Annotated in this window: 22 protein-coding genes; 11 read left to right on the top strand and 11 right to left on the bottom strand. The window is 61.6% G+C overall.

Annotated features, from left to right (window positions below):
• The first annotated feature begins 55 nt into the window (after nucleotides 1–55).
• Together ACBG85_RS26870 and ACBG85_RS26865 are read left to right on the top strand one after the other, a co-directional pair.
• Nucleotides 56–616 carry an HNH endonuclease gene (locus ACBG85_RS26870; protein ID WP_372025480.1) on the top strand — a complete coding sequence of 187 codons (561 nt, stop codon included), beginning with the start codon at nucleotides 56–58 and terminating at the stop codon, nucleotides 614–616.
• Nucleotides 606–863 carry a WhiB family transcriptional regulator gene (locus tag ACBG85_RS26865; RefSeq protein ID WP_372025478.1) on the top strand — a complete coding sequence of 86 codons (258 nt, stop codon included), beginning with the start codon at nucleotides 606–608 and terminating at the stop codon, nucleotides 861–863. The genes ACBG85_RS26870 and ACBG85_RS26865 overlap by 11 nt, the downstream gene beginning before the upstream one ends.
• A 4-nt stretch (nucleotides 864–867) precedes the next feature.
• Here ACBG85_RS26865 and ACBG85_RS26860 read toward each other — a convergent pair whose 3' ends face one another.
• From ACBG85_RS26860 to ACBG85_RS26830, 7 genes are all read right to left on the bottom strand, one after another.
• Nucleotides 868–2,289 (bottom strand): DUF2252 domain-containing protein, encoded by a 1,422-nt coding sequence (locus ACBG85_RS26860; RefSeq protein ID WP_030536132.1) that lies wholly within the window; start codon nucleotides 2,287–2,289, stop codon nucleotides 868–870.
• 80 nt (nucleotides 2,290–2,369) lie between these two features.
• On the bottom strand, nucleotides 2,370–2,693 hold the full coding sequence (locus tag ACBG85_RS26855) for a DUF6292 family protein (protein WP_003942947.1): 324 nt from the start codon (nucleotides 2,691–2,693) through the stop codon (nucleotides 2,370–2,372).
• Nucleotides 2,694–2,762: 69 nt separating this feature from the next.
• The gene (locus ACBG85_RS26850; protein ID WP_231915122.1) at nucleotides 2,763–4,043 is read right to left on the bottom strand and encodes an NAD(P)/FAD-dependent oxidoreductase; all 1,281 of its coding nucleotides are present in this window, start codon (nucleotides 4,041–4,043) and stop codon (nucleotides 2,763–2,765) included.
• A 45-nt stretch (nucleotides 4,044–4,088) separates the two neighbouring features.
• The gene (locus tag ACBG85_RS26845; protein WP_030536130.1) at nucleotides 4,089–4,571 is read right to left on the bottom strand and encodes an acyl-CoA thioesterase; all 483 of its coding nucleotides are present in this window, start codon (nucleotides 4,569–4,571) and stop codon (nucleotides 4,089–4,091) included.
• Between the two features lie 125 nt (nucleotides 4,572–4,696).
• Complete coding sequence (locus ACBG85_RS26840; RefSeq protein ID WP_063315518.1) at nucleotides 4,697–5,500, bottom strand: class I SAM-dependent methyltransferase; 804 nt, start codon at nucleotides 5,498–5,500, stop codon at nucleotides 4,697–4,699.
• Entirely contained in the window at nucleotides 5,497–6,153 is a 657-nt protein-coding gene (locus ACBG85_RS26835; RefSeq protein ID WP_063315519.1) for a FadR/GntR family transcriptional regulator, read from the bottom strand. The genes ACBG85_RS26840 and ACBG85_RS26835 overlap by 4 nt, the downstream gene beginning before the upstream one ends.
• A gap of 79 nt (nucleotides 6,154–6,232) precedes the next feature.
• Complete coding sequence (locus ACBG85_RS26830) at nucleotides 6,233–7,135, bottom strand: Lrp/AsnC family transcriptional regulator (protein WP_042921480.1); 903 nt, start codon at nucleotides 7,133–7,135, stop codon at nucleotides 6,233–6,235.
• Nucleotides 7,136–7,359: 224 nt separating this feature from the next.
• On the opposite strand from ACBG85_RS26830, the gene ACBG85_RS26825 reads away from it, so the two are divergent.
• Nucleotides 7,360–9,075 (top strand): amidohydrolase, encoded by a 1,716-nt coding sequence (locus ACBG85_RS26825; RefSeq protein WP_372025475.1) that lies wholly within the window; start codon nucleotides 7,360–7,362, stop codon nucleotides 9,073–9,075.
• Entirely contained in the window at nucleotides 9,075–10,409 is a 1,335-nt protein-coding gene (locus ACBG85_RS26820; protein ID WP_003942898.1) for an MFS transporter, read from the top strand. Before ACBG85_RS26825 ends, ACBG85_RS26820 begins: the two co-directional genes overlap by 1 nt.
• Nucleotides 10,410–10,521: 112 nt before the next feature.
• Here the strand turns inward: ACBG85_RS26820 and ACBG85_RS26815 are convergent, their stop codons facing one another.
• The 3 genes from ACBG85_RS26815 to ACBG85_RS26805 all read right to left on the bottom strand — a co-directional run bounded on the left by ACBG85_RS26815 (nucleotide 10,522) and on the right by ACBG85_RS26805 (nucleotide 13,227).
• Nucleotides 10,522–10,887: a hypothetical protein gene (locus tag ACBG85_RS26815; RefSeq protein WP_007730475.1), complete on the bottom strand. Its 366-nt coding sequence runs from the start codon at nucleotides 10,885–10,887 to the stop codon at nucleotides 10,522–10,524.
• 336 nt (nucleotides 10,888–11,223) lie between these two features.
• Nucleotides 11,224–12,090, bottom strand: a complete 867-nt coding sequence (locus ACBG85_RS26810; protein ID WP_030536126.1) for a S9 family peptidase — start codon at nucleotides 12,088–12,090, stop codon at nucleotides 11,224–11,226.
• Nucleotides 12,091–12,180: 90 nt separating this feature from the next.
• Entirely contained in the window at nucleotides 12,181–13,227 is a 1,047-nt protein-coding gene (locus ACBG85_RS26805) for a LacI family DNA-binding transcriptional regulator (RefSeq protein ID WP_007730477.1), read from the bottom strand.
• Between the two features lie 248 nt (nucleotides 13,228–13,475).
• Here ACBG85_RS26805 and ACBG85_RS26800 point away from each other — a divergent pair, with 248 nt between their 5' ends.
• The 5 genes from ACBG85_RS26800 to ACBG85_RS26780 all read left to right on the top strand — a co-directional run bounded on the left by ACBG85_RS26800 (nucleotide 13,476) and on the right by ACBG85_RS26780 (nucleotide 18,699).
• Nucleotides 13,476–14,930, top strand: coding sequence for an APC family permease (locus ACBG85_RS26800; RefSeq protein WP_054187002.1), 1,455 nt, complete (start codon nucleotides 13,476–13,478; stop codon nucleotides 14,928–14,930).
• Nucleotides 14,927–16,531, top strand: a complete 1,605-nt coding sequence (locus tag ACBG85_RS26795) for a N,N-dimethylformamidase beta subunit family domain-containing protein (RefSeq protein ID WP_058226853.1) — start codon at nucleotides 14,927–14,929, stop codon at nucleotides 16,529–16,531. Before ACBG85_RS26800 ends, ACBG85_RS26795 begins: the two co-directional genes overlap by 4 nt.
• 1 nt (nucleotide 16,532) lies before the next feature.
• Nucleotides 16,533–16,895 carry a cupin domain-containing protein gene (locus ACBG85_RS26790; protein WP_007730501.1) on the top strand — a complete coding sequence of 121 codons (363 nt, stop codon included), beginning with the start codon at nucleotides 16,533–16,535 and terminating at the stop codon, nucleotides 16,893–16,895.
• Nucleotides 16,892–18,337, top strand: a complete 1,446-nt coding sequence (locus ACBG85_RS26785) for an aminobutyraldehyde dehydrogenase (protein WP_372025473.1) — start codon at nucleotides 16,892–16,894, stop codon at nucleotides 18,335–18,337. The genes ACBG85_RS26790 and ACBG85_RS26785 overlap by 4 nt, the downstream gene beginning before the upstream one ends.
• Before the next feature lie 227 nt (nucleotides 18,338–18,564).
• The gene (locus ACBG85_RS26780; RefSeq protein ID WP_003942853.1) at nucleotides 18,565–18,699 is read left to right on the top strand and encodes a hypothetical protein; all 135 of its coding nucleotides are present in this window, start codon (nucleotides 18,565–18,567) and stop codon (nucleotides 18,697–18,699) included.
• 14 nt (nucleotides 18,700–18,713) lie between these two features.
• Here the strand turns inward: ACBG85_RS26780 and ACBG85_RS26775 are convergent, their stop codons facing one another.
• Nucleotides 18,714–19,367, bottom strand: a complete 654-nt coding sequence (locus ACBG85_RS26775) for a nucleoside/nucleotide kinase family protein (RefSeq protein WP_136471991.1) — start codon at nucleotides 19,365–19,367, stop codon at nucleotides 18,714–18,716.
• A gap of 124 nt (nucleotides 19,368–19,491) precedes the next feature.
• Here ACBG85_RS26775 and ACBG85_RS26770 point away from each other — a divergent pair, with 124 nt between their 5' ends.
• Together ACBG85_RS26770 and ACBG85_RS26765 are read left to right on the top strand one after the other, a co-directional pair.
• Nucleotides 19,492–20,085: a TetR/AcrR family transcriptional regulator gene (locus ACBG85_RS26770; protein ID WP_007730510.1), complete on the top strand. Its 594-nt coding sequence runs from the start codon at nucleotides 19,492–19,494 to the stop codon at nucleotides 20,083–20,085.
• Between the two features lie 45 nt (nucleotides 20,086–20,130).
• On the top strand, nucleotides 20,131–21,009 hold the full coding sequence (locus tag ACBG85_RS26765) for a crotonase/enoyl-CoA hydratase family protein (RefSeq protein ID WP_372025471.1): 879 nt from the start codon (nucleotides 20,131–20,133) through the stop codon (nucleotides 21,007–21,009).
• Nucleotides 21,010–21,016: the final 7 nt, after the last annotated feature.

Below are 21,016 nucleotides of genomic sequence, written 5' to 3'. Positions count from 1 at the left end.
CTGACCCGTCTTCGTGTCCAGGAGTTTCACTCCTCGACACGAACTGAGAACTCTCATGCGGAACCCGAACCGCGCACTTGCTCACAGTTGGATGAACCGCCCCGTCCGGGTACTCAACGCCACGTACGAGTACCTCGGTGAAGTGAGCGCCGATCGTGCGGTCGTCCTGATCGCCACCGGCTCCGCGCAGTCCACCGAAGACGTGATCCCGATATTTCCGGTGCGCTCCAAGCACGTCGAAATCCCACTGCCGAGGACGATCCTGCTCGCCGAGTACGTGTACGTTGCTCACCGGGTGACGGTCACCGATTCCAGTCGGGCCACTTTTGCCGGTGTCTTCGACCGGGACGGTCGTCAATGTGCGTACTGCGCCGCCCGGGCAACGACCATCGACCATGTCCAGCCGCGGAGCCGTAACGGGCCCAACACGTGGGGAAATCTGGTGGCGTGCTGCAGTTCCTGCAATCAGCGCAAGGCGGATCGCACTCCGGCCGAGGCCGGTATGCGGCTGCTGTGGGAGCCGAAGGCACCTCGGCGCATCGAGAAAGTGCAGCAGAAGATCTGGCGCGAATTGAGTCGGACGTGCCAGTCGAAGGGAGCCAGTGATGTGCGCTGACGAAATCTCCAATTTGGCTAAGCTTTTGCCGATCTCGGACGACCGGACGTGGTGGCAGGCGGAATGCCGAGGAGACCCCGAGCCGGACCGGTGGTTTCCCTTTCCGTCCGAGGGATACGACTACGCGACCGACGTGTGCAACAGGTGCCCGATTGTGGAATCGTGTCGCGAATTCGCCTCTGCCACTGGTCAGACCGGAATCTGGGGTGGAGTGAAGTTCGAGCAGGGCAGGATTGTCGCGGCGTGAGGGATCAGATTCCCGGCTCCGCGGCGATCGTGCCGGCCGACACCGCCCGGCACAGAGCGTCGTGGTCACGTTCGGTCTGATCGGCGTAGAGCCGAGCAAACCGGGTGAGGGCGGTGTCGACCGTGTCCGAGGTTCCCAGGTAACCGGAAATCAGTGACGCGCCACTGGTTCGTGCGTGTCCCTTGGCCAGTAGGCGACCGCAGATCGCGACATAGTCGGTCAAGGCTGCTGCATCGATATTGTTCAGGTCCACAGAACCTTTCATGTTCCGGAACTGACGGACGTAGTACTGGCGGTCGTCCACGGTGCACCACCCGAGCAGTGGATCGCTGACTGTCTGGAGAGCCTGCTGGTATTCCGCGACGCGTCGTCCTTGGTGGTCGTGCCAGGCCGAGTCACCGTGCACGAAGGGTGCAACGACGGATCGGCGAGCCTGCTTGAGCTGCAAGAAGATGACGTCGTCCGGGATGCTCCCTTCGCACAGGGCCACATAGGCGCGCAGAGCGACACTCCCGACTCCGACAACCCGGTGCGCGACGTCGATGACGTTGTATCCCGAGACGACTCGGCGCCAGTGTGGTGCAAGGGTTTCGAGATACTCGTCCAGACCCTCCAGGAGGAAGTCGGTGTCCTGCGGCGTGAGTCGTGTTGTGAGCGGCGGGTTCTCGACCAACTGGCGCCGTCCGTGATCCTCGACGGTGAACCGCGGCACCGCATGGTCACTCGTACGCCGCCGGGCGCGCTCCGCGGCGCGCCTGATCTCGGCCAGCAACCCAGGATCGGTGACGTGGTCGGTGAGTCCGTCGAGATCGACCCGGTCGAAGGAGCGATCGAACAGCGGACGCTCGGAGAGCTTCGCCAAGTGGAGGCGATACGCGGACACACACGAGGTTGTTGCTGTTTCGCATTGAGCTTCGGTGAGACCGTTCTGTCGACCGGCCACCCAGATGCTCGCAGCCAGCCTTCGTAGATCCCATTCCCAGGGGCCGGGATGTGCTTCGTCGAAATCGTTGAGGTCTATGACAAGTTCGCGTTCCGGAGATCCGTAGAACCCGAAGTTTCCGACGTGCGCATCTCCACAGATGACGGGAGTGATGCCGGTGGACGGCAGCTGCGCCATGTCCTCTGCCATCAATCCGGCGGTACCGCGCAGGAATCCGTATGGCGAAGCGACCATTCGCCCCACACGGATCGGAACCAACCAGTCGAGTCTTCCCTCGTGTGCCGTGTTGACCTGATCGACCGGGTCACGTCGATCGGATGGGGGCGTCCAGTCGCCGAGCGACGATCGCGCCACTCGCTTGCGCAGGCCTTTCCCGATCTTGCGACGCTCACTGCGCGGCGTCTGACGCGCCCGCAAAGTCGCCCTGCCGTCCGGTTCGTTCTCGAGAGCCAGCTGACCGGCAGGCCTGTTCAGCGGGTCCATGTCGGGCTCTCTTTCGTCGGGCGTGCGAAACTCGCGCTCGATCTTATGCCCGCCGGATTGTGCGCCGCGCGACGAGTTCCTTAACTACCCGCCTGGGCAATCAACTCGACAGCGCGGTCGGCGCACAGTTCAGGATCCGGCATTCTCCCGATACCGAGGCATTCGACAACGGCGAACGACGCATCCGGTGTGGTTTCCACGCCGAGCGCCCACCCGAAGTAGTGATTCCAGGCGAGTACGGCTCGGTGGCCACTGTGCTGCGGAATCTCGCTGCCCAGAACGAGTACTGCGTCGAACGCGGGGCCGTCGCACCAGATGACCGATTCGGCGAAGGTGGAGCTGGCGACGGCGACTACGTACCTGTGACAAGTCGATTCACTCGGAATGGCGATGTGTGCACGCATGGTCGCTCCTCCGGCTCGGTTGCGATCGGAGGGTTCCCCGTTGCCGGCGCCGAAAAAACGCTTGTCAGATTACGTCCCGGCCACAGATCTACGACGCAGACGGTGCCTGAGATGTTTTTGTGCTGCCCGCGCGACCGAGCGAGTCGAGAGATACTGTTCGGCCGGTATCAACCGGGAACCGAACAAGTAGAACCTTCGGGCTTCGTCGTGGTCGTGGGTGGCCGCGGAGATGAGCAGACGTTCGATCGCGGTGAACTTTCGCCCACCGGCGTAACCACTCATGTAGTCGATGTGATTCGTCATACTCGCTCTGGCGCTACGGTATTCGGTCAATGCAGCGGTCACGTTCCGATGTGAGTCGAGTGTGTCTGCCGGCGTCTCCGTCAGCATGTGCGCGGTCGCATCGACCAGCATCTGAGCGGTCTCGAGTGCCCACGAGCATCCGATACCCCACAACGGGTCGTTGGTTGCCGCAGCGTCGCCGATGAGTGCGAACCCGTTACCTACGGGTTCGGTGAGGGTTGTGGAGAAGTGTTTGGTACCAACGATCTTCCCGACGATGTGCTCTCGCCGAACAAGCGGAGCGCCGGGTAATGCGTTGGCGTACTCGAGGAAAGCAGTAGACAGGTCGTCAGCGAACGAGCCGAGCTTGTCGAGGGCAGGGAAGACGACCAGCACGCTGATTCCGCCGTCGTTGGGGAGCAGATAGGCGACGTCGGGATCCATGAACCACGACAATGACGTTTCTCCGCCGGGTCGTTCAAGTCCGGAGAGTTGGGCGAAATAGCTGAAACGCCCGTTGGATGCAGTCACGGAGTCGCAACGAGCGGATCGTGCGACGGTCGAATCCTTGCCGTCCGCTCCGACGGTCAATCGTGCTTCGACAGTGAAGACCGAACCCTGTTCGGTGCCGTAGACGCCTGCAGTAGTGCCGTTCTCGGTCAGCAGTCCGGAAACGCGATACCCGAGAAGAAGGTCGACGTTCGGGTAGTCGTTCGCGAGTTGGCGCAGTAGGGGGTCGAGAGTTTCCCTTCGGACGTTGAACCCAGGTGGCGGTGAGTTCTCTGCCGCGTCAGGGGTGATCACTCCCCAAGGGGTCCAGAATGTCGGAACGGTTTCCACCATTCCCAGGGCGAGCAGTTTTTCCGTGGCGCCGAGTCGTTGCAAGATCGGGGCACCGCACGGTTGCAGGTGGTGAGTGCACAGGACTTTGTGCGCCCGGATGTCGGAGCGAGCGTCGAGAAGCGCTATCCGCAGACCTTGCTGGGCGTACATGATTGCGGCCGCGCATCCCGCGATGCTCGCGCCGACAATCACAACGTCATACTTTTCCCGTGCCTTCGAAGTCACTCGATCAGCTTAATGCATAAGGTTATAACTTAAATATGACTGGATTCAGTCATCGTGTTCGGGCGTTAAGTCCCGAACTGCGGCCCGGATGGACTGTTCACGAAGCTCGTTCTCTCTGCGCAGTTCACGACGCCGTCGCCCGGCCTCGAATCGCTGCCTGGCGATTGTTCCGGTCGGCCGGAGTTGGGGTACCTCAGCCGGTTTCCCGTCGCTTCCCATCGCCACCATCGTGAAATAGCAACTATTGGTGTGGCGAGATTTTCCGAGAAGAATGTCTTCGGTTTCGACTCGAATTCCGATTTCCATCGAGGTGCGCCCGGTGTAATTGACGGAAGCGCTGAACGTGACGAGTTCGCCGACATGCACCGGTTCGCGGAACACCACACGATCCACCGACAGAGTCACGACGTAGGTCTGGGCATATCGACTCGCGCACGCATAGGCAACCTGGTCGAGAAACTTCAGAATCGTTCCGCCGTGCACGTTGCCCGAGAAGTTTGACATGTCCGGCGTCATGAGGACGGACATGGACAAGGTTTGTTTCGATGCTTGCTGCGATGCTTGTTTCAATTCAGGTAGGGAGTTCGATTCAGACATCAAGCGGGCCTCCTCGGTTCGGTGGACGGTGAAGAGACCGTATCCGGCAAAGAGGGTTACCCGCGCGTTCGGAAGAGCGCGGTGTCAGAGTTCGGGACAGTGCCAACGTGGAGGATGTATTCGCTGGTGGCGACGGGGCCGGCCGCGCTCGACCTGAGATAGGGCTCGAGCGTCGAGCGGAGGTGCGCTGACATCGAAGCCCAATTCCCTGTGCTTCGAACGGCCTCGCGAAAGTTCTTCAACGCCGGTGCCTGGTCGCACAGTTCCTCGACGGGATCCGATCCGGCTGGTAGTTGCCACTCGAGCAGGTGGGAGGCCGAGCTCACCGACTCCAATCCGGCTGCTGCCTTCTCGAATTCGCTCGAGCTCGACCATGTCGTCGGTAGTGGTGTGATGCCATTCCACGCCGAGGCGGCCTCCCGGCGGAGTGCTGCTGCCCACCCGTTCTCCGACCACGTTGCGACGCAGATCTTTCCGCCTGGCCGGGTCACCCGCATCATCTCTGCGAGGGCAATCGAGGGGTCGGGACAGAAGATGATCCCGAAGATGCTGACGCAGGCGTCGGCACTCGAATTCGGCCAGGGTAGAGACTGCGCATCGCCGATCGTGAAGTTGGGTTGGGTAGTGCCGGGGTGGGGAATCCAGCGTTCGCGTGCGACCTCGAGCTGGCTGGCGGAGAGGTCGAGTGCGTGGACCGTCATGCCTGACTGAGCCGCCGGGAGCGCAAAGTTCCCGGTTCCGGCGCAGACGTCGTACACCGTGCTCACATGCCCGATCGAGCGCAGTGCCTCCGTCGATGCCGGTGAGAGTTGCTCGGCAAGAGTCGAATAGGTCGTACCGTTCCAGTTTCCCCGATTCACGCCAAGCTCCTTTCGACGGCGTCGATGACCGTGTCGAGCGCTGCGCCTGCCGCGTGCGCTGCTTCGTCGGGGTTGCGTTCCTCGATGGCTGCGATCAAGGGTCGGTGCTCGTCGACGTGGAAACCTGGACCGACACTGACTGCGGACAGCGAATCCGTCACGGCGGCAAGGACTCCCCGGTAGACGTCGATCAGTGCGGAATTGTGGGACGCCTCGACGATCGAAAGGTGCAGGGCCATGCCGGCTTCGACAGTGAAGCCACCGACGTGACCGGGGTGGGCATTCCAGGCTGCATGTATCCGCGCGAGATCTTCGGGGGTGTGGCGCTGCGCTGCAAGTCGCGCGGCTTCGACCTCGAGTCCGCGTCGCAGGCTCAGTACGTCGAGAACGTCACCTCTGGCGAGCCTGCGCCCGAGTAGTCCTTCGACCGGCGACGCCGCCATGACGTACACGCCGCCACCGTGACGAACGGACAGAACTCCGGCGTGTGCAAGCGCCCGTACCGCTTCGCGCATGGTGTTTCGGGCGACTCCCAATTCCTCGACCAGTGCGGTCTCCGGCGGGAGTTTCGATCCGACGGGCCATCGACCGGTCGAGATCGCCTCCTCGATCGCCGCGGCGACGATGTCTACCTTGCGTCCGGAGTCGGACATGTGTGCCACCTCGGGTAAGTGAGTCAATGACTTTGTCCGAGGTTAGCGTGCTCTCACGAGTGGGTCAATGACTTGGGAATTATCCGCGTACGTCCAGGCTGCGGGCGTAGTGCTCCTTGAAGACCTCGAGATGCGCCCACGATTCCAAGCCGCTGACACCGTCGATGCCCCGGATTCGCTCGGACAGGGCATGGAGGTCGTTGGACGAGTTGGCGGCGACCGTCGCGATCACGTCGTATCGTCCGAGGGTCCGGGCGAGGAATTCGATTCCGGGCAGCGACTCGATCTCCGATACCGCGTTGTCGTCCCGTGAGCCCAGATTGACGCCGATGCCCATCGCCAGCGTTCGGCCACCACCTCGCCGCTTGACGACAGCGCCGACGCGCAGTGCCGTGCTCGCGATCAGATGATTGACCCGGTTGCGCACGGCGCTCGGCGACAGTCCGGTGTGTTCGGCCAGTTCGAGAAAGGGCATTCGCCCGTTGCGCTCGAGCAGTTCGATCAACGCGACATCTGTCGAGTCGAGTCGGATATCGGCTTGTAAAGCGGTCTCGGGCATGAAGATTCCCTTGATGACGTCGACGTAGACCAGCGTGCTCACGGATCGAACGCCACGTTGTGAGCGGAGTTCGGCGATGGCACGGTACAGATCGTCGTGACTGGGCACCCGAAGTTCCGCAATCACGTTGTACTGCCCGCTGACTGCCGAGATGTAGACGGCGGCCTCGGATGCGATCAATGCGTCCAGCACCGGGGTCATCGGTCCGGACACTGCGATCGAGACGTGTGCAAGCGCCTTCAGCCCGAGAAGTTCGGGGTGCGCGACGGCCACTACGGACACCGTTCCCGAGTCGAGTAGCGCCTGCACTCTGGTGGACACCGCCGCTCGTGGGGCGTCGACCGCCACGGACAGTTCGCGGTACGTCGCTCGCCCGTTGCGCTGAAGTGCGGCAATGAGCTTGGAATCGAGATCGACCGTCATGGTTGCCCCAACTTTTCCAGAGATTTTTCTGTATGAGCTTCCTATTAGAACAGTCGCATGTGGCCATGGATGATGTGGATAAGTGCAGAAATGCTCAAGAACTCATACAAAAAAGTTGTATACCGCCTGGTCTGAAACTTTGATGCATTGCATAGCTCCAGGTCAGGGCGTAGTTTTCGCTCAACACGCAGTGACCTGCACCACCATCTCGACGAAGGACCACCATGCGCAAGTTGCACACGCACGAAGCCTCGCCTCTCGACGCCACCGCCACGATCTTCACCGGCGCCAAGATCCACACCGTTGACGACAGCACGGTGGGAGCCGAAGCGTTCCTGGTGTTCGGAAACCGCTTTGCAGCGGTGGGAACGCTCGAGGAATGCCGCACCGAGGCGCGTCGGCTGAGCACTCGCACAACCGCGGTGGTCGAACTCGACGGCGCCACCGTCGTCCCCGGCTTCGTCGATCCACATGCACACCCGTTGATGTACGGGCAGATGCTCAGCTGGGTGGACTGTGGGCCGGAGAAGGCACATTCCATCCCCGGAATCATTGCGCTACTTCAGGAAGCGGCGCTCACAGCACCTGCGGGCGTCCCGATTCGCGGATACGGCTACGAGCACCGCAACCTGATCGAAGGGCGTCACCCGCTCAAGGAAGAGCTCGATCAGGTGGCCACCGATCGCGAGGTCTACCTCATGAACGCGAGCGGTCACGGCGGCGTCGTCAACTCCTTCACTTTCGACAAGCACGGTATCGACGCGAGCACCGAGAATCCGGCCGGTGGCGAGTTCTTCCGAGATGAAGACGGCGAACTCACCGGTGAGCTCTCCGACGCCGCGTGCAACATTCTCACCGGCGTCAACGGAGTGAAGGTCGGCCATCACGGCCCCAACTTCCATCTCGAGGACGAGCCGGAAGAGCACCTTCGCCAGCTGTCGGTCGCTCAGGACAAGTTCCTGGCCGGTGGCGTCACCACCATCGGTGACTGCCAGGTGACCCGGCGTGAATTCGACATGTACCTGCGTCTGGCCGAGCAGGATCAGCTCAAGACCCGCGTCAGCATGTACATGCTCAGCCACCTCCTCGATCACGTCATCGACACGGGAATGCACGGAGCCTTCGGCAATTCGCGGCTCGCGTTCGGGGGCATCAAGTTCTACGCCGACGGCACACTCGGAGGCTGGACCGCATACTTCCCCGACGGCTACGTGGGCGACCCGTGCCGCACCGGGCAGCTCTACCACGAGCCGGCGGACTACTCGGAGCTGATTGCCAAGGCACATTCGGTGGGTCTGCAGACCGCCACGCACGCTCAGTCACCGACCGCCATCGACATGGTGCTCGATGCCATCGAAGCTGCGCAGAAGGCTCACCCCGACGCCGACGCTCGTCACCGCATCGAGCATTGCGGACTCCCGACGGCCGAGCAGATCGCAAGGATGAACCTGGCCGGTGTCTACCCGGTGAACCAGCCACAGCACTACTACAACTGGGGCGAGGGCGTCACCGCTGCGATCGGCACTCCGGGCGAGCGGTTCAACCCGCTCGGCGAGTTCATCGCTGCCGAAGTTCCCGTGACCATCAGCTCCGACGCCCCCGTCGCAGAGCCGAAGCCGCTCGAAGCAATTCAGGCAGCCGTTACTCGTGTGACGCGTCAGGGCCATCAGCTCGGCTCCGATGCACTCCGCATCACCGCCGACCAGGCATTGCAGGCTCATACCCTCAACGGTGCGCGTGCGCTGGGCCGCGAAGCAGAGCTGGGCAGCATCTCGGTCGGCAAGCGGGCCGACTTCGTCATTCTGGGCGCGGATCCCCTCGAGGTTCCGACCGACGCGATTGCGCAGATCGAGGTCCGAGAGACCTGGATCGACGGCGAACTCGCACATTCAGGTCATAACCACCTATTGTCGAGCACTTCGACCACCGAGGAAAAGTAATGAACCGAGAGCAACAGATCGTGAAGGCCCGCAAGGCGGGATTTGCAGCCTTCGTCGGTACAACTATCGAGTGGTACGACTTCTACGTGTATGCCACGGCAGCAGCCCTGGTGTTCGGTGACATCTTCTTCCCACCTGGAACCGACCGCCTGACCGGCGTTGCGGCGGCGTTCGCGACATACGCCGTCGGTTTCTTCGCTCGCCCGCTCGGCGGAATCGTGTTCGGCCATGTCGGTGACAAGATGGGCCGACGCACCGCATTGGTTGTGACTTTGACGCTGATGGGTGCAGGCACGTTCCTCATCGGCATGTTGCCCACTTACGCGTCCATCGGGTTCTGGGCGCCGTTACTGCTGGTACTGCTCCGCTTCGTCCAGGGCTTTGCCGTCGGCGGCGAATGGGGCGGCGCGGTCCTGATGGCCGTCGAGCATGCACCCGAGGACAAGAAGACCTTCTACGGCGGTTTCGCTCAGCTGGGCAACCCGGCCGGCGCGCTCCTGGCCACAGGTTTCTTCAGCATTCTCTCCACCTTCGGCGACGACGCTCTGCGCGAGTGGGCTTGGCGACTGCCGTTCCTCTGCTCGGCGCTGCTGATTCTCGTCGGCTTGGTCGTTCGCCTGAAGGTCGAAGAGTCCCCGGTTTTCGAATCCGAGGTGAAGTCCGCGGACGTACCGGAAATGCTCCCGCTCAAGTACGCGCTGGTGACCAACTGGCGCCCGATCATCCTGGGCATCGGCATTCTGCCCGTCGCAGTCGGCGGCTACTACCTCGTGACGACCTTCATCACGGCATACGCAACCGACCCCGACGTCGGATTGTCGGAGACGTTGATTCTCAACGCGCTCAGTGTCGCTGCAGTGGTCGAGTTGATCGCGACTCTCGGCGTGGCGTGGCTCGGCGACAAGGTGGGACGCGTCCGCGTGGTCATCTGGGGCCTTGCGGCAGTCGCGATTCTCGCAGCGCCGCAGTTCCTGGTGCTGAAGTCCGGATCCGTGTTCCTGATCTTCCTGACCTTCGCTGTCATGCGACTGGTGCTGGCGGCCACGTACGGCCCGATCGCCGCCGTCCTGTCGCAGATGTTCAAGCCGCAGGCCCGCTACACGAGCATTTCGTTGGCGTACCAGGGTGCAGGCGCGATCTTCGGTGGGTTGTCTCCGCTGGTGTCGACGCTGATGTACAAGGCAACCGGCAGCATCTGGCCGGTCATCGCACTGCTGATCGGCATGTGCGTCCTGAGCATCGTCTGCCTGCTCTTCGCTCCGCAGCATGTGGACGAGGCGACAGATACCGACGGTGCTCCGCAGGGCCTGAACAAGGAATCGGCTTCCGCCTGATTGCCGAGAGTCGGCTTCCGCCTGACAACTGAAAACACGACAGCCGGGGCAGTACACGATTTCCGTGTACTGCCCCAGCTGTCGTTTCAGGTCAGTTGTCGTTCAGCGCCGGTTACGCGCCGACGAGATGGCGATGAAAATGATCGCTGCGTCGGTGGGCCTGGCTGAGATTTCTGATCTCACGCAGCCAGAAGTGAGACGCCAGCGTGTTACTGCTTCCGTAACCAGTGCCGGACGTGTCTTCGTCGATCAGGGCGACAAGCGCTTTGATCAGGCTGGTGACCTTGAGGTTGTTGGTCTGAGAATGTCGGAGCAAGAGCTCGGCGGCTTCGTCGGTGCTGCAACGGTAGAGGGTGCAGACGATTTCGATACCGCGCTCGCGGATCCGGCCCGAAGTAGTCGGGATCCGTAGACCGTTCGTCGAGTTGCTGTTCGTCTGGTTGTTCGTGTCGTCGGGGTGAATCATGGTGTTGATCAAGGTATTCCTTTGAACCGCAGGGTCTTTGGGCCCGTGCGGTGTGTAGCGCATGTTGATACTGGTGCAGTCGGTACGCGATTGGCGGCGGACTCCGTCGGAGCCTTCGGCCTGGTCAACAATCTGCGGGACTGATGAAAGTGCGTAGTGATCAAAGGCGCGGATTTGCACCGAACTGGAAGTCTGCCCCTGGAACGAATACTGGAACTGTTGTTCCGGGCGAAGCGACCGGCTGCCTGACTGACGGCTGCCCTCTGATAACCCCACCGTACGTCATCGATTGAGTTTCAGCTAATTCTATTTCGAGCGGCTGAGAGCACTGTGGCCCGTATTACCTGCTCAAGAGGCATTTATGTGGCCGATTATTGCTTGCTTGGTGGTAGCCCAGGCGTCGGTCGTCGGGTTGCCGAACTCGCCGTGGCCGACGCCGGGAAGTTCGATCAGATCGACCACGTCGCCTGCTGCTCGGGCGGCACGGGCATAGCGCCGACTCTGTTCGACCGACACGACCTTGTCTCCGAGTCCGTGGATCACCGTGACGGGGAGGCCGGTGGGGAGGTGCTCGATCGGTGATGCGATGCGGTAGCGATCGGGATGATCGGTAGGCATGCCGCCCAGAAGATTTCGAACAAATCGATCTTTGCCCGCGGTTGCGGCGAGCGTCATGTCGAAGACGCCGGCCATGATCGTCGTCGAGCGAACCGGCACCGAGAGGTTTGGTTCCGGGGCGTCTGCACCCTGTTGGGATCGCGATGCGACCCAGGCGGCAAGTTGTCCACCCGCGGAGTAGCCGGCGATGTGTACACGGCTCAAATCCAGTCGCCCGGAGGCCTTTTCCTGAACGATGCCGGCCAGGGCGTTGGTGGCCGTAACGGTATCGGAGAGCGTGGTCGGCCAACCACCCTGACCGCCGACGCGTCTGTATTCGATGTTCCAGACCGCAATTCCGTACGGGGTCAGGGTTTTTGCCCACGCGCCCGCGTATTCGAGATTGCTCTTCTGGGCCCATCCACCGCCGTGAATGAGTACGACGACCGGCAGGTCACCGTCCGATCCTTCTGGAAGATACAGATCGCCGAAAGTGTCTGCGGCCGCGGCGTAGGCGATGCGGACCGGAGCGACGTCGCGGTCGAGGCCGGTCGCACTGCTGACAGATGCGAGGAGGGCGAGTGCACAGACCAGCACTACGGCGAGATACCCGGCCAAGCGGTCGCGGGAGCGGTGCGCGATGACCTGATTCCTCTCGGCAGGCGACGGACGATAATTCGGAAATCAGTCTATCGGTGCCAGGTGAATTTATGGTGTGAGCGAATGGGCCGTGCTCGCTCGCACGCGGAGTTCGCTACGCGTATAGCTCTGAACTGGGGGTTCGTCACCGTTGACCAGAGCCAACAGTGCATCTACGGCCGCTGCCGCCTGTTCTTGGGGGAAGAAGTCGAAGGCAGTGATCGGGGGCTGGGAAACCAGCAGGGCGGGTTCGTCACTGTCCTGTGCAATCAAGACGTCACCCGGAATCGACAGCCCGAGATCGAGGGCCGCTCGCGCCGCTGCCGGGGCGCAACCGAGAATCAACGACAGGATCGCGTCAGGCGGAGTCGAGGAGTCGAGGGCCTCGCGGGTGGCCGCATACGCGGCCCCGATGAGGCCTCCGACGGTGCTGGCGCCCGGAAACGACGTCAATTCCTCGCTGGTGCGTGGTGCCACGCCTCGGGCGCGGCACCACTCGAAGTAAGCGAAAGTCGTTGCGCGGGTCCACTCCGAATGCATTCCGGGAGTGAGGACGAAAATGTCCCTTGCGCCACGTTCGGCGAGGTGGTTCAGAAGAGTCTCCGTGGTGGAGACGAGGTCCGGTGAGGTGGAGTATCCGAACTGCCCGGATTGTCCAGGACCCACTGCGACAGAGGGGATTCCGATCTTCTGCAGAACTTCGACGCGCGGGTCGTCGACCATCGGGTCGACGACCAGTACGCCGTCCATCTCGATGCGCCGCAGTCCGTTCGGATCTTTCATCGACGGCAGTAGGAGGAGTGAGTGATCGGCGTGGAATGCAGCCTGGGTCGCGGCGGTCGCCACGCGCCCGTACCAGTCGAAATTGAGGTACTCGGCCGATGACAGTTGGTCGGGAGCGGGGAGCATCAACCCGAGGGTGGCAGTCCGGCCTGACCTGAGATTCTGGGCCGACCGATTGGCACGGTATCCAAGGCGGTCGGCAACCTCTTGAACCCGAGCGCGAGTGGCCGCGTCGACCCGGCCCTTGCCGTTGAGTGCATAGGAGACCGTGGACACCGCGACGCCGGCGGCGTTGGCGACATCACGAAGCGTCGGCGAAACAGGGGTAGCCACTGCGGATCGTTTCTACTCGTTGGTCGGTTTGTCTCCAGCCTATCGATCAATCGTTTCGGCATGTTGCGTGCACCGCTAAGGGGCACCTCAAAGCAAATCGTCGAATCGTTTCAGCGCAGGTATTGACACTGATGAAACGATTCGGCACTCTCTTAGGAACACCGGGCGAACGTCGAGAGAAATTCGGGCGAACCTCGGGAAACCTGACCAGGCAGGCGCATACTTGCCTTAACTCGCGGAGCCTCCCCATGACCGAAAAAACCGACCCTCCCGGTGCAGGAACGCATTCTGAATCCGGTTCTCCCACGTCATCCTCGGGCCTGCGTGCCGGAACTATCAACAGCCGTCATCTGGTCTTCTTCGTCATCGCCGCAGCGGCGCCACTGACGATCCTGGTGGGATTCGCGCCACTGGGCCTGATGGTTTCCGGCGCTGCGCTTCCGGTGGGGTACGTCGTTCCCGGGATCGTCTATCTACTGTTCGCCGTCGGCTTCACGGCGATGAGCAGGCATATCCGCGGCGCGGGCGCGTTCTACGCCTACATCACCGAAGGGCTCGGAAAAACAGTCGGCGCAGGCGCCTCTGTGCTGGCTTACATCGGCTATCTCGGTGGCCAGATCGGATTCGTCGTCGCTTGCGGCATCTTTCTCTCGTCGACGATCGAGTTGTTCTTGGGAGTAACCGTTTCCGTCTACACCTGCGCATTGGCGGTCGCAGTTCTGGTCGTGGTGGTGGGATATCGCAGGGTCGATATCGGCGCGAAGGTGCTGGCCGTTTTGATGGCGCTCGAGCTCGGCGTCCTCGCAGTCTTCTGTGTGGCGGTTCTGTTGAAAGGCGGCCACGAAGGACTGTCGCTCGACAGTTTTTCGCCGTCGACCTTCATGACAGCCGGACTGGCGAGCGTCTTCGTGTTGACCTTCACCTCCTTCGTCGGTTTCGAGCAGACGGCGATCTACAGCGAGGAAGTTGTCGATTCCAAACGCACAGTGTCGCGTGCGACCTACACAGCAGTCACTGTTCTGGCCGTGGTCTACGCATTCTGTGCTTGGGTGATCGTGCAGGCCGTCGGCCCGAGTCGGATGGGCGACCTACTCGGCGGTGACCCGTCCGAGCTGATCTTCGATCTCAACAATGAATTTGCCGGCTCCATGATGACCGACATGATGCATCTGTTGATCGTCACGAGCTTCTTCGCGGGTTGCCTTGCCCTCCACAATGCTTGCAGTCGCTATCTGCTCACCATGGGGCGCGCGAGAGTCTTTCCTGCCGCGCTGGCACGGGTTTCGCCGACCACTGGAACGCCGAGCGTCGCCGGAATCACACAAGGCGCACTGGTATTCGCGGCAATCGCCGGCTTTGCGCTGACGCCCGCAGACCCGTACACCCAAGTAGTCGTGTGGACGAATACACCAACGATCATCGGTGTGCTGGTGTTGCAGGTTCTCACTTCCGTCGCCGTGCTCAGGTTCTTCTCGCAGGATTCTCGCGGTGAAGGTCTGTGGCAGAGGTTGATTGCACCCTCGCTCGCTGCAGTGGCGTTGATCGTCGCGCTCGGATACCTCTTGATGAACATGAGTGACCTGACCGGGTTGACCACCGCGCAAAACTTCTTGTTGGCAGCGCCATTGCTGTTGGCTTTCGCATTCGGCGTGGTCCGCGGGATGCGCGTACGTGAACACTCGGTCGAGGAGTTGTCGGCATGAGCGAATACGCATGGTCGGTCCCCGGAGGGTTGGTCGAACGTCCCGGAATTGTTCCGGGCGCTCCAGAGATATGGGTCTATGCGGACAGGTTCTCGTACTTCGGTGGTGACACCGTCTCGATCCGAGTGCATACCACCGCAGAAGAATACGACCTCGAAATTGTTCGAGACGGCGCCCGGCCGCAACAGGTCGCGCAATACGTCGGTCTGCCGGGCAAGCAGCAGCAGACGCCTGCCGACGCGTACGCAGTGGGCTGCGACTGGGCGGAATCCCTTGCCGTCGAGATAGATCCGAAATGGACGTCCGGCATGTACTTGGTTCTGGTCCGGATGCTCCACGAAGGGGTGACTATTGAGCGGGAGGGCTTCTTCGTCGTCAAGGCGCGCGAACCCGAGCATGCCGACTTCGTACTCATTCACACCACCAGCACGATGTTGGCCTACAACGACTGGGGTGGGGCAAACCACTACCGAGGTGTTCCGGACGGCTCCGGCGATGTGCCGACACCGATTTCCTCGACGCAGCGTCCCGTCGCGCGGGGGATGTTGCGCAAACCCGAGGGCGCAGCACGCAACATCCACACCGACACACCGGGAATCGGATGGATACCCCGTCACCCGCCGTACGAATGGGCGTGGGTGAACGGCTACTCGCGTCACCATGCGGACGCCTTCTGGGCCACTTACGAGAGGCCGTTCACGGTCTGGGCGGAAGAGCAGGGGTTCCGCGTCCACCACGTGACACAACACGATCTGCATAACGATCCGTCAGCGCTGCATGGATATTCATGCGCAGTTGTCGTCGGTCACGACGAGTACTGGTCCTGGGAGATGCGTGACCGCATAGATGATTTCGTCGAAGAGGGTGGTGGTCTGGCGCGATTCGGCGGGAACTTCCTGTGGCAGGTACGCCTCGAAAACGACGCACAAGTCTGTTACAAGAATCCGTTCGACGATCCGATGCGAGAAGTCGACCCGACCCGGGTGACGACGGCGTGGGATTCGCCCGAGGTTGCCCGACCGGGGGCGTGGACGATGGGATTGACCGGCATGGCCGGTGTCTACAATCGTTACGGTGCAACAACTCCCAGGTCTTCGGGCGGTTTCACGGTATACCGGCCGGATCATTGGGCGTTGAACGGAACCGACCTGTACTACGGAGACAACTTCGGGATCGCCCCGATCTGTGTTGCCGGATTCGAGATGGACGGCGTGGATTTCACGTTCCGGAAGGGCCAGCCGTATGCGACCGGCGTCGACGGCGCTCCCGAGGATCTGGAGATCATCGCGATGGCGCCGGCAGTTTCGGGTTCGCGGGACAAATGGAACGGGAAAGTTCCGATCGGTGCGCCTTTCGCCGAAGTGCAGGGAATCATCGAATGCTTCTATGGCAGTGAGCCTCCAGATCACCTTCGTGATCTCGAATACGGATCGGGAATGGTCGCCTGTCACAAGCGAGGTCTCGGCTCCGTGTTCAACGCAGGTTCCACCGAATGGGTGAACGGGCTGATCCATCACGATCCGTTCACCGAACGAATAACTGCAAACGTACTGAATCTGTTTGCTGCACGAATTTCCAGCTCCAACACGAAGGAAAAATGACATGAGTGTCAACGACATTCGAATGTTCGGGCCAGGGCAGGGGACGCGGTTCATCCCGGAGTGGGGTGACGACGCGAGCCCGAACTGGTCGGAATCCGAATGGAGGTCATTCGGAGATCCGAACGGGGAATACTTCGGCGGTGGTTGGGAAGGCGAGCCCGGCACGCTCTTGTGCGACCCGTATCCGTACGACGAGGTCTGCATCATGATCAGCGGCCGGGTGGCGCTGATCGACCTCGATGGAAACCGTCGCGAATTCTCCGCTGGGGAAGCATTTTTCGTGCCGCAGTCGTTTCGCGGTACCTGGGAGACGGTTGAGCCGTCGAAGAAGTTCTTCGTCGCGCTCCCCGGATCGCGCTCATGACGGTGGAAACTTCGATGACTGTCGCAGCGTTTGGTCACGTGATCGACGGAACGTGCGAGAGCCCGGCAGGTAGACTTTCCGTGCTGGTCGATCCGGTGACCGACAATCCGTATGCCCGTGCTGCCGTCGGTTCCTCCGATGACGTCGACCGAGCCTGCCGTTCGTCCGAGAAGGCTGCGCGGTCCTGGCGCCGGTCCACCCCTGCGCGCCGTCAGGAGTTGCTGCTGGCCCTCGCGGACGCGCTGGAAGCAAACGCGAAATATTTCCTCGAGGTCGAATGCCGCAGTACCGGCAAGCCTCTCAGGCAGGTGCGAGACGACGAGATCCCGCAGTGTGTTGACTTTCTGCGGTACTTCGCGGGTATTGCCCGCTCTCTGCCGGGCGTTGCCGCAATGGAGTACACGGAGGGTGCTACGTCTTATGTCAGACGTGAACCCATTGGCGTGATCGGTGCGATCGCTCCTTGGAACTACCCGTTGATGATGGCGATCTGGAAGATCGCGCCGGCACTCGCGACGGGAAACACCCTCGTGCTCAAGCCGGCCGAGGAGACTCCGGAAACCGCGGTGATGCTGGGAGTGCTTGCAGCGCAGATCTATCCGCCCGGGGTGCTGAACGTCGTGTGCGGCGATCGCGATACCGGAGCCGCGCTCGTCGCTCATCCGGTTCCTCGGATGATTGCGCTGACGGGATCGACGAGAGCGGGTATTTCGGTCGCAAAGGCCGCGTCGGAAGACGTCAAGCTGTTGCATCTCGAACTCGGAGGCAAGGCACCTGCCGTTGTTTTCGCCGACGCGGACCTCGACGGCGCAGTCGCGGGGATTGTTGCCGGGGCCTTTTACAACAGCGGTCAAGATTGCACCGCTGCGACGAGGATTCTCGTTCAAGAGGAGGTTGCGGAGGAGTTCACCGAGAAGTTGACGGCTGCGGCCGCGGACTTGAGGTTGGGCGGACCGGAATCGGGCGATTGTCTCGGCCCCCTGGTCAGCCGCGCTCACCGTGATCGAGTGGCGGAGTTGGTAGAGAGACGCTCAGCAAATACGAACGTATGTATTGGCGGGGGAAAGCCAGCTGGACCAGGGTTTTTCTATCTGCCGACTGTTATTTCCGGGGTGCAGCAGGAAGATGAACTGGTCCAGGAAGAGATATTCGGGCCGGTTGTCACCGTACAGTCGTTCTCCACCGAGGCTGAAGCGATCGAACTTGCGAACGGGACCAAGTACGCTCTCGCGTCGAGCGTGTGGACGTCCGACCACGGCACCGCGATGAGGATGACGGCCGAACTGGACTTCGGCTGCGTCTGGGTGGGAGCCCACGGAATGCTCGCCGCTGAGATGCCTCACGGTGGCTTCGCTGGGTCGGGTTACGGCAAGGATCTGTCGGAGCTCGCACTGGCGGAGTACACGAGGGCCAAGCACGTCATGCATGTGACGAGCGTCTGACTCCTCGGCAATATCCAACGACGGCCACCTGCCCGCGCTGCGGGACGGTGGCCGTCGTCGTGCCTCGGTGGACCTGCAAGCTGCTGTTTTAATATGTTGCAGTGCAACATGTTTAGAGAGAATTTTCGTTGATTCGGGTCGCGAATGCCGGTAAAGTGACGTGTGCAACATTGCGCACTTCGGCGCACATTCAACCCCACTTTCAATTCTGACTCCAGGAGACTGCCATGGGTTCATCCGACACCGATCTCAAAGCGCTCGACAGCGTTATCACCGTCGCCGGTGCATTGGCGGCGATATTCGGCGGAATCGCCGGAGTTGCCGGGCTGGCCACTTTTCTCGGAACCGGCGGCGGTTCTTAGGTTTTCAGCTGACATCAGTGAGGCTCGGACCGTTCGATTCTGACGATCAGATCCGCGCGTGGCCTGACTGCGCTGATCAACTCGGCGTTCGGCTGATCTACCCGTTTCACCCACTCTGCAGCCGCTTCGGAACTCTTTCCGAAGCGGCTGTGGCGTTTCACCAAGCGCTTCGTCCGAGTTTCCTCCGGAACGTCGAGATACCAGACCTCGTCGAGTGCTGCTCGCACTTCCTGCCATCCACCACTGGGTAGGAGGAGATAGTTCCCCTCGGTGACTATCAGCGGTGTACATGGATCGACAGCCGTTGTGCTGCCTATTGATTCGTCGAACTCGCGATCGAAGACCGGAGCATAGACCGTCGAGTTCGAGGCTCGGAGTCGGCGTAGTAGAGCCGCGTAGCCGTCGACGTCGAAGGTGTCCGGTGCGCCTTTGCGTTCATGCCTGCCGAGTCGGTCGAGTTCCCGATTGGCAAGATGAAAACCGTCCATCTCGACGATGGAGCAACGAGAACCCAATTTCCGCACAATTGCCTGTGACGCCGTCGATTTTCCGGCTCCCGGTGCGCCCGTGATGCCGAGGATTCTCCGACCGTCGTCGGTGATCAGGGAAGCAGCGCGTGAAGCAAGTTGGTCGAGCGTCAGCGAGACGGTCGGCGGTGAGGTCGTCACGTGTTGCTCCGATCAGTCCGAAGGGCCGGTGCATCGAGAGTACGCCGGAGGCTTTCGGCCATTGACAGTCTGAATGGACTGTGAAACTGTGAGCCATGCCACTCGAGAAGTTGGAGGTGAGACCGTGACCCTGCGCGATGCGCAGCGCGAAGCGACGCGCCACCGGATTCTCGATGCGGCAACGGATTTACTGATAGCGGACGGTTATTCATCTCTGACGGCGCAGTCGGTGCAAACCGCTGCCGGAGTCAGTCGGGGCGCTCTGCTGCACCACTTTCCGAACATGCAGGAGCTCACTGCGGCGTTGGTGTCGAACATCGTCGTACGGAACGAGGTGGCGGTACGAGCTGCCATGTCTCGGCAGGATTCGTCGGTTGACACGATCGAGAACTCGATCTCCGCTCTGTATTCGGCGTTGACTCAGCCGCCATTTCAAGCGGAACTCGAACTGTGGTCCGCAGCGCGGACGGATCCGGTGTTGGCCGAGGTGCTCCGGGAATCGGAGCGAATCGCCGGACGGGATCTGCGGCGAGTTGTCCACGACGCTTTCGGTCCCGAAATTGTTGCTTCCGAGAACTATTCGCAGATTGCAGATCTGACGGTGCTGATGCTCCGTGGTTTGGCGCTGTCCCGGGCAGTGCAGAAGAGCGACGCGTCTGCGCGTCGTTCGATCAGTCAATGGGCAGGCGTCGTTCGTCTGCTCCTCACCCAGAACTAGCGCAACTCGTTCCGAGCGAGGCGCGCTCTGTCGACAGGACCGATGATGACGGATTTTGCGACCCTGAAGTACGAGACGTCCGGTGGTAAAGCGTATATCACGCTCAACCGTCCCGATCGGCTCAACGCGATCGACGACCGGATGCCGTCTGACATTCGAAACGCGGTGGCAGCAGCCAATGACGACGACGAGGTCCGTGTGATCGTCTTGCAAGGTGCGGGCAAGGCGTTTTGTGCCGGGTACGACCTCAAGAAGTTTGCCGAAGGTGACCTTGACGGAAAGTGGAACCAGGGCCCGGTCTGGGACCCCATCAAGGACTTTCGCGGGATGAAGCAGAACACCGACGACTTCTTCACGCTCTGGCGATCGCTCAAGCCGACGATCTGCAAGGTTCAGGGATATGCGATTGCCGGTGGGAGTGACATCGCGCTGTCCTGCGACATGCTGATCATGGCCGACGACGCTCGCATCGGATACCCGCCTGCGCGTGTGTGGGGTTGCCCGACGACGGCGATGTGGGTGTACCGGCTCGGCGCCCAGCGTGCCAAGCGAATGCTGTTGACGGGAGACACCATTGACGGTGTCACTGCGGCTGACTGGGGATTGGCGCTCGAAGCGGTGCCGGCCGACGAATTGGACTCGGCGGTGGAAGCGTTGGCGGATCGCATCGCCGGTGTTCCGCTCAATCAGTTGGCCATGCAGAAGATGATGATCAACCAGGCGTACGACAACATGGGGCTGCAGGGCACCCAGGTGCTGGCAACCCTGTTCGACGGAATTACGCGTCACTCCCCGGAGGGGCGCTGGTTCAAGGATTTTGCCGAGCGCGACGGATTCCATGCCGCGGTTCAGTACCGCGATTCCGGACGCAAGATTCCAGACGGAGGCGGGCCGCTCCCCGCGTCCGACGCCCCTCCTCGATAGAAAGTGG

The organism is Rhodococcus sp. NyZ502, from assembly GCF_041464245.1.
GTDB lineage: Bacteria > Actinomycetota > Actinomycetes > Mycobacteriales > Mycobacteriaceae > Rhodococcus_F > Rhodococcus_F qingshengii.
This window is presented reverse-complemented; position numbering and strand designations above follow the sequence as displayed.

Bases quoted from the DNA above. Each gene is read 5' to 3' on its own strand.
- ACBG85_RS26820 (WP_003942898.1), top strand. From the start codon at position 9,075: ATGAACCGAGAGCAACAGATCGTGAAGGCCCGCAAGGCGGGATTTGCA.
- ACBG85_RS26800 (WP_054187002.1), top strand. From the start codon at position 13,476: ATGACCGAAAAAACCGACCCTCCCGGTGCAGGAACGCATTCTGAATCC.
- ACBG85_RS26845 (WP_030536130.1), bottom strand. From the start codon at position 4,571: ATGTCCGTCCTCATGACGCCGGACATGTCAAACTTCTCGGGCAACGTG.
- ACBG85_RS26855 (WP_003942947.1), bottom strand. From the start codon at position 2,693: ATGCGTGCACACATCGCCATTCCGAGTGAATCGACTTGTCACAGGTAC.
- ACBG85_RS26780 (WP_003942853.1), top strand. From the start codon at position 18,565: ATGGGTTCATCCGACACCGATCTCAAAGCGCTCGACAGCGTTATCACC.
- ACBG85_RS26790 (WP_007730501.1), top strand. From the start codon at position 16,533: ATGAGTGTCAACGACATTCGAATGTTCGGGCCAGGGCAGGGGACGCGG.
- ACBG85_RS26830 (WP_042921480.1), bottom strand. From the start codon at position 7,135: ATGACGGTCGATCTCGATTCCAAGCTCATTGCCGCACTTCAGCGCAAC.
- ACBG85_RS26795 (WP_058226853.1), top strand. From the start codon at position 14,927: ATGAGCGAATACGCATGGTCGGTCCCCGGAGGGTTGGTCGAACGTCCC.
- ACBG85_RS26825 (WP_372025475.1), top strand. From the start codon at position 7,360: ATGCGCAAGTTGCACACGCACGAAGCCTCGCCTCTCGACGCCACCGCC.
- ACBG85_RS26870 (WP_372025480.1), top strand. From the start codon at position 56: ATGCGGAACCCGAACCGCGCACTTGCTCACAGTTGGATGAACCGCCCC.
- ACBG85_RS26835 (WP_063315519.1), bottom strand. From the start codon at position 6,153: ATGTCCGACTCCGGACGCAAGGTAGACATCGTCGCCGCGGCGATCGAG.
- ACBG85_RS26865 (WP_372025478.1), top strand. From the start codon at position 606: ATGTGCGCTGACGAAATCTCCAATTTGGCTAAGCTTTTGCCGATCTCG.
- ACBG85_RS26785 (WP_372025473.1), top strand. From the start codon at position 16,892: ATGACGGTGGAAACTTCGATGACTGTCGCAGCGTTTGGTCACGTGATC.
- ACBG85_RS26765 (WP_372025471.1), top strand. From the start codon at position 20,131: ATGACGGATTTTGCGACCCTGAAGTACGAGACGTCCGGTGGTAAAGCG.
- ACBG85_RS26860 (WP_030536132.1), bottom strand. From the start codon at position 2,289: ATGGACCCGCTGAACAGGCCTGCCGGTCAGCTGGCTCTCGAGAACGAA.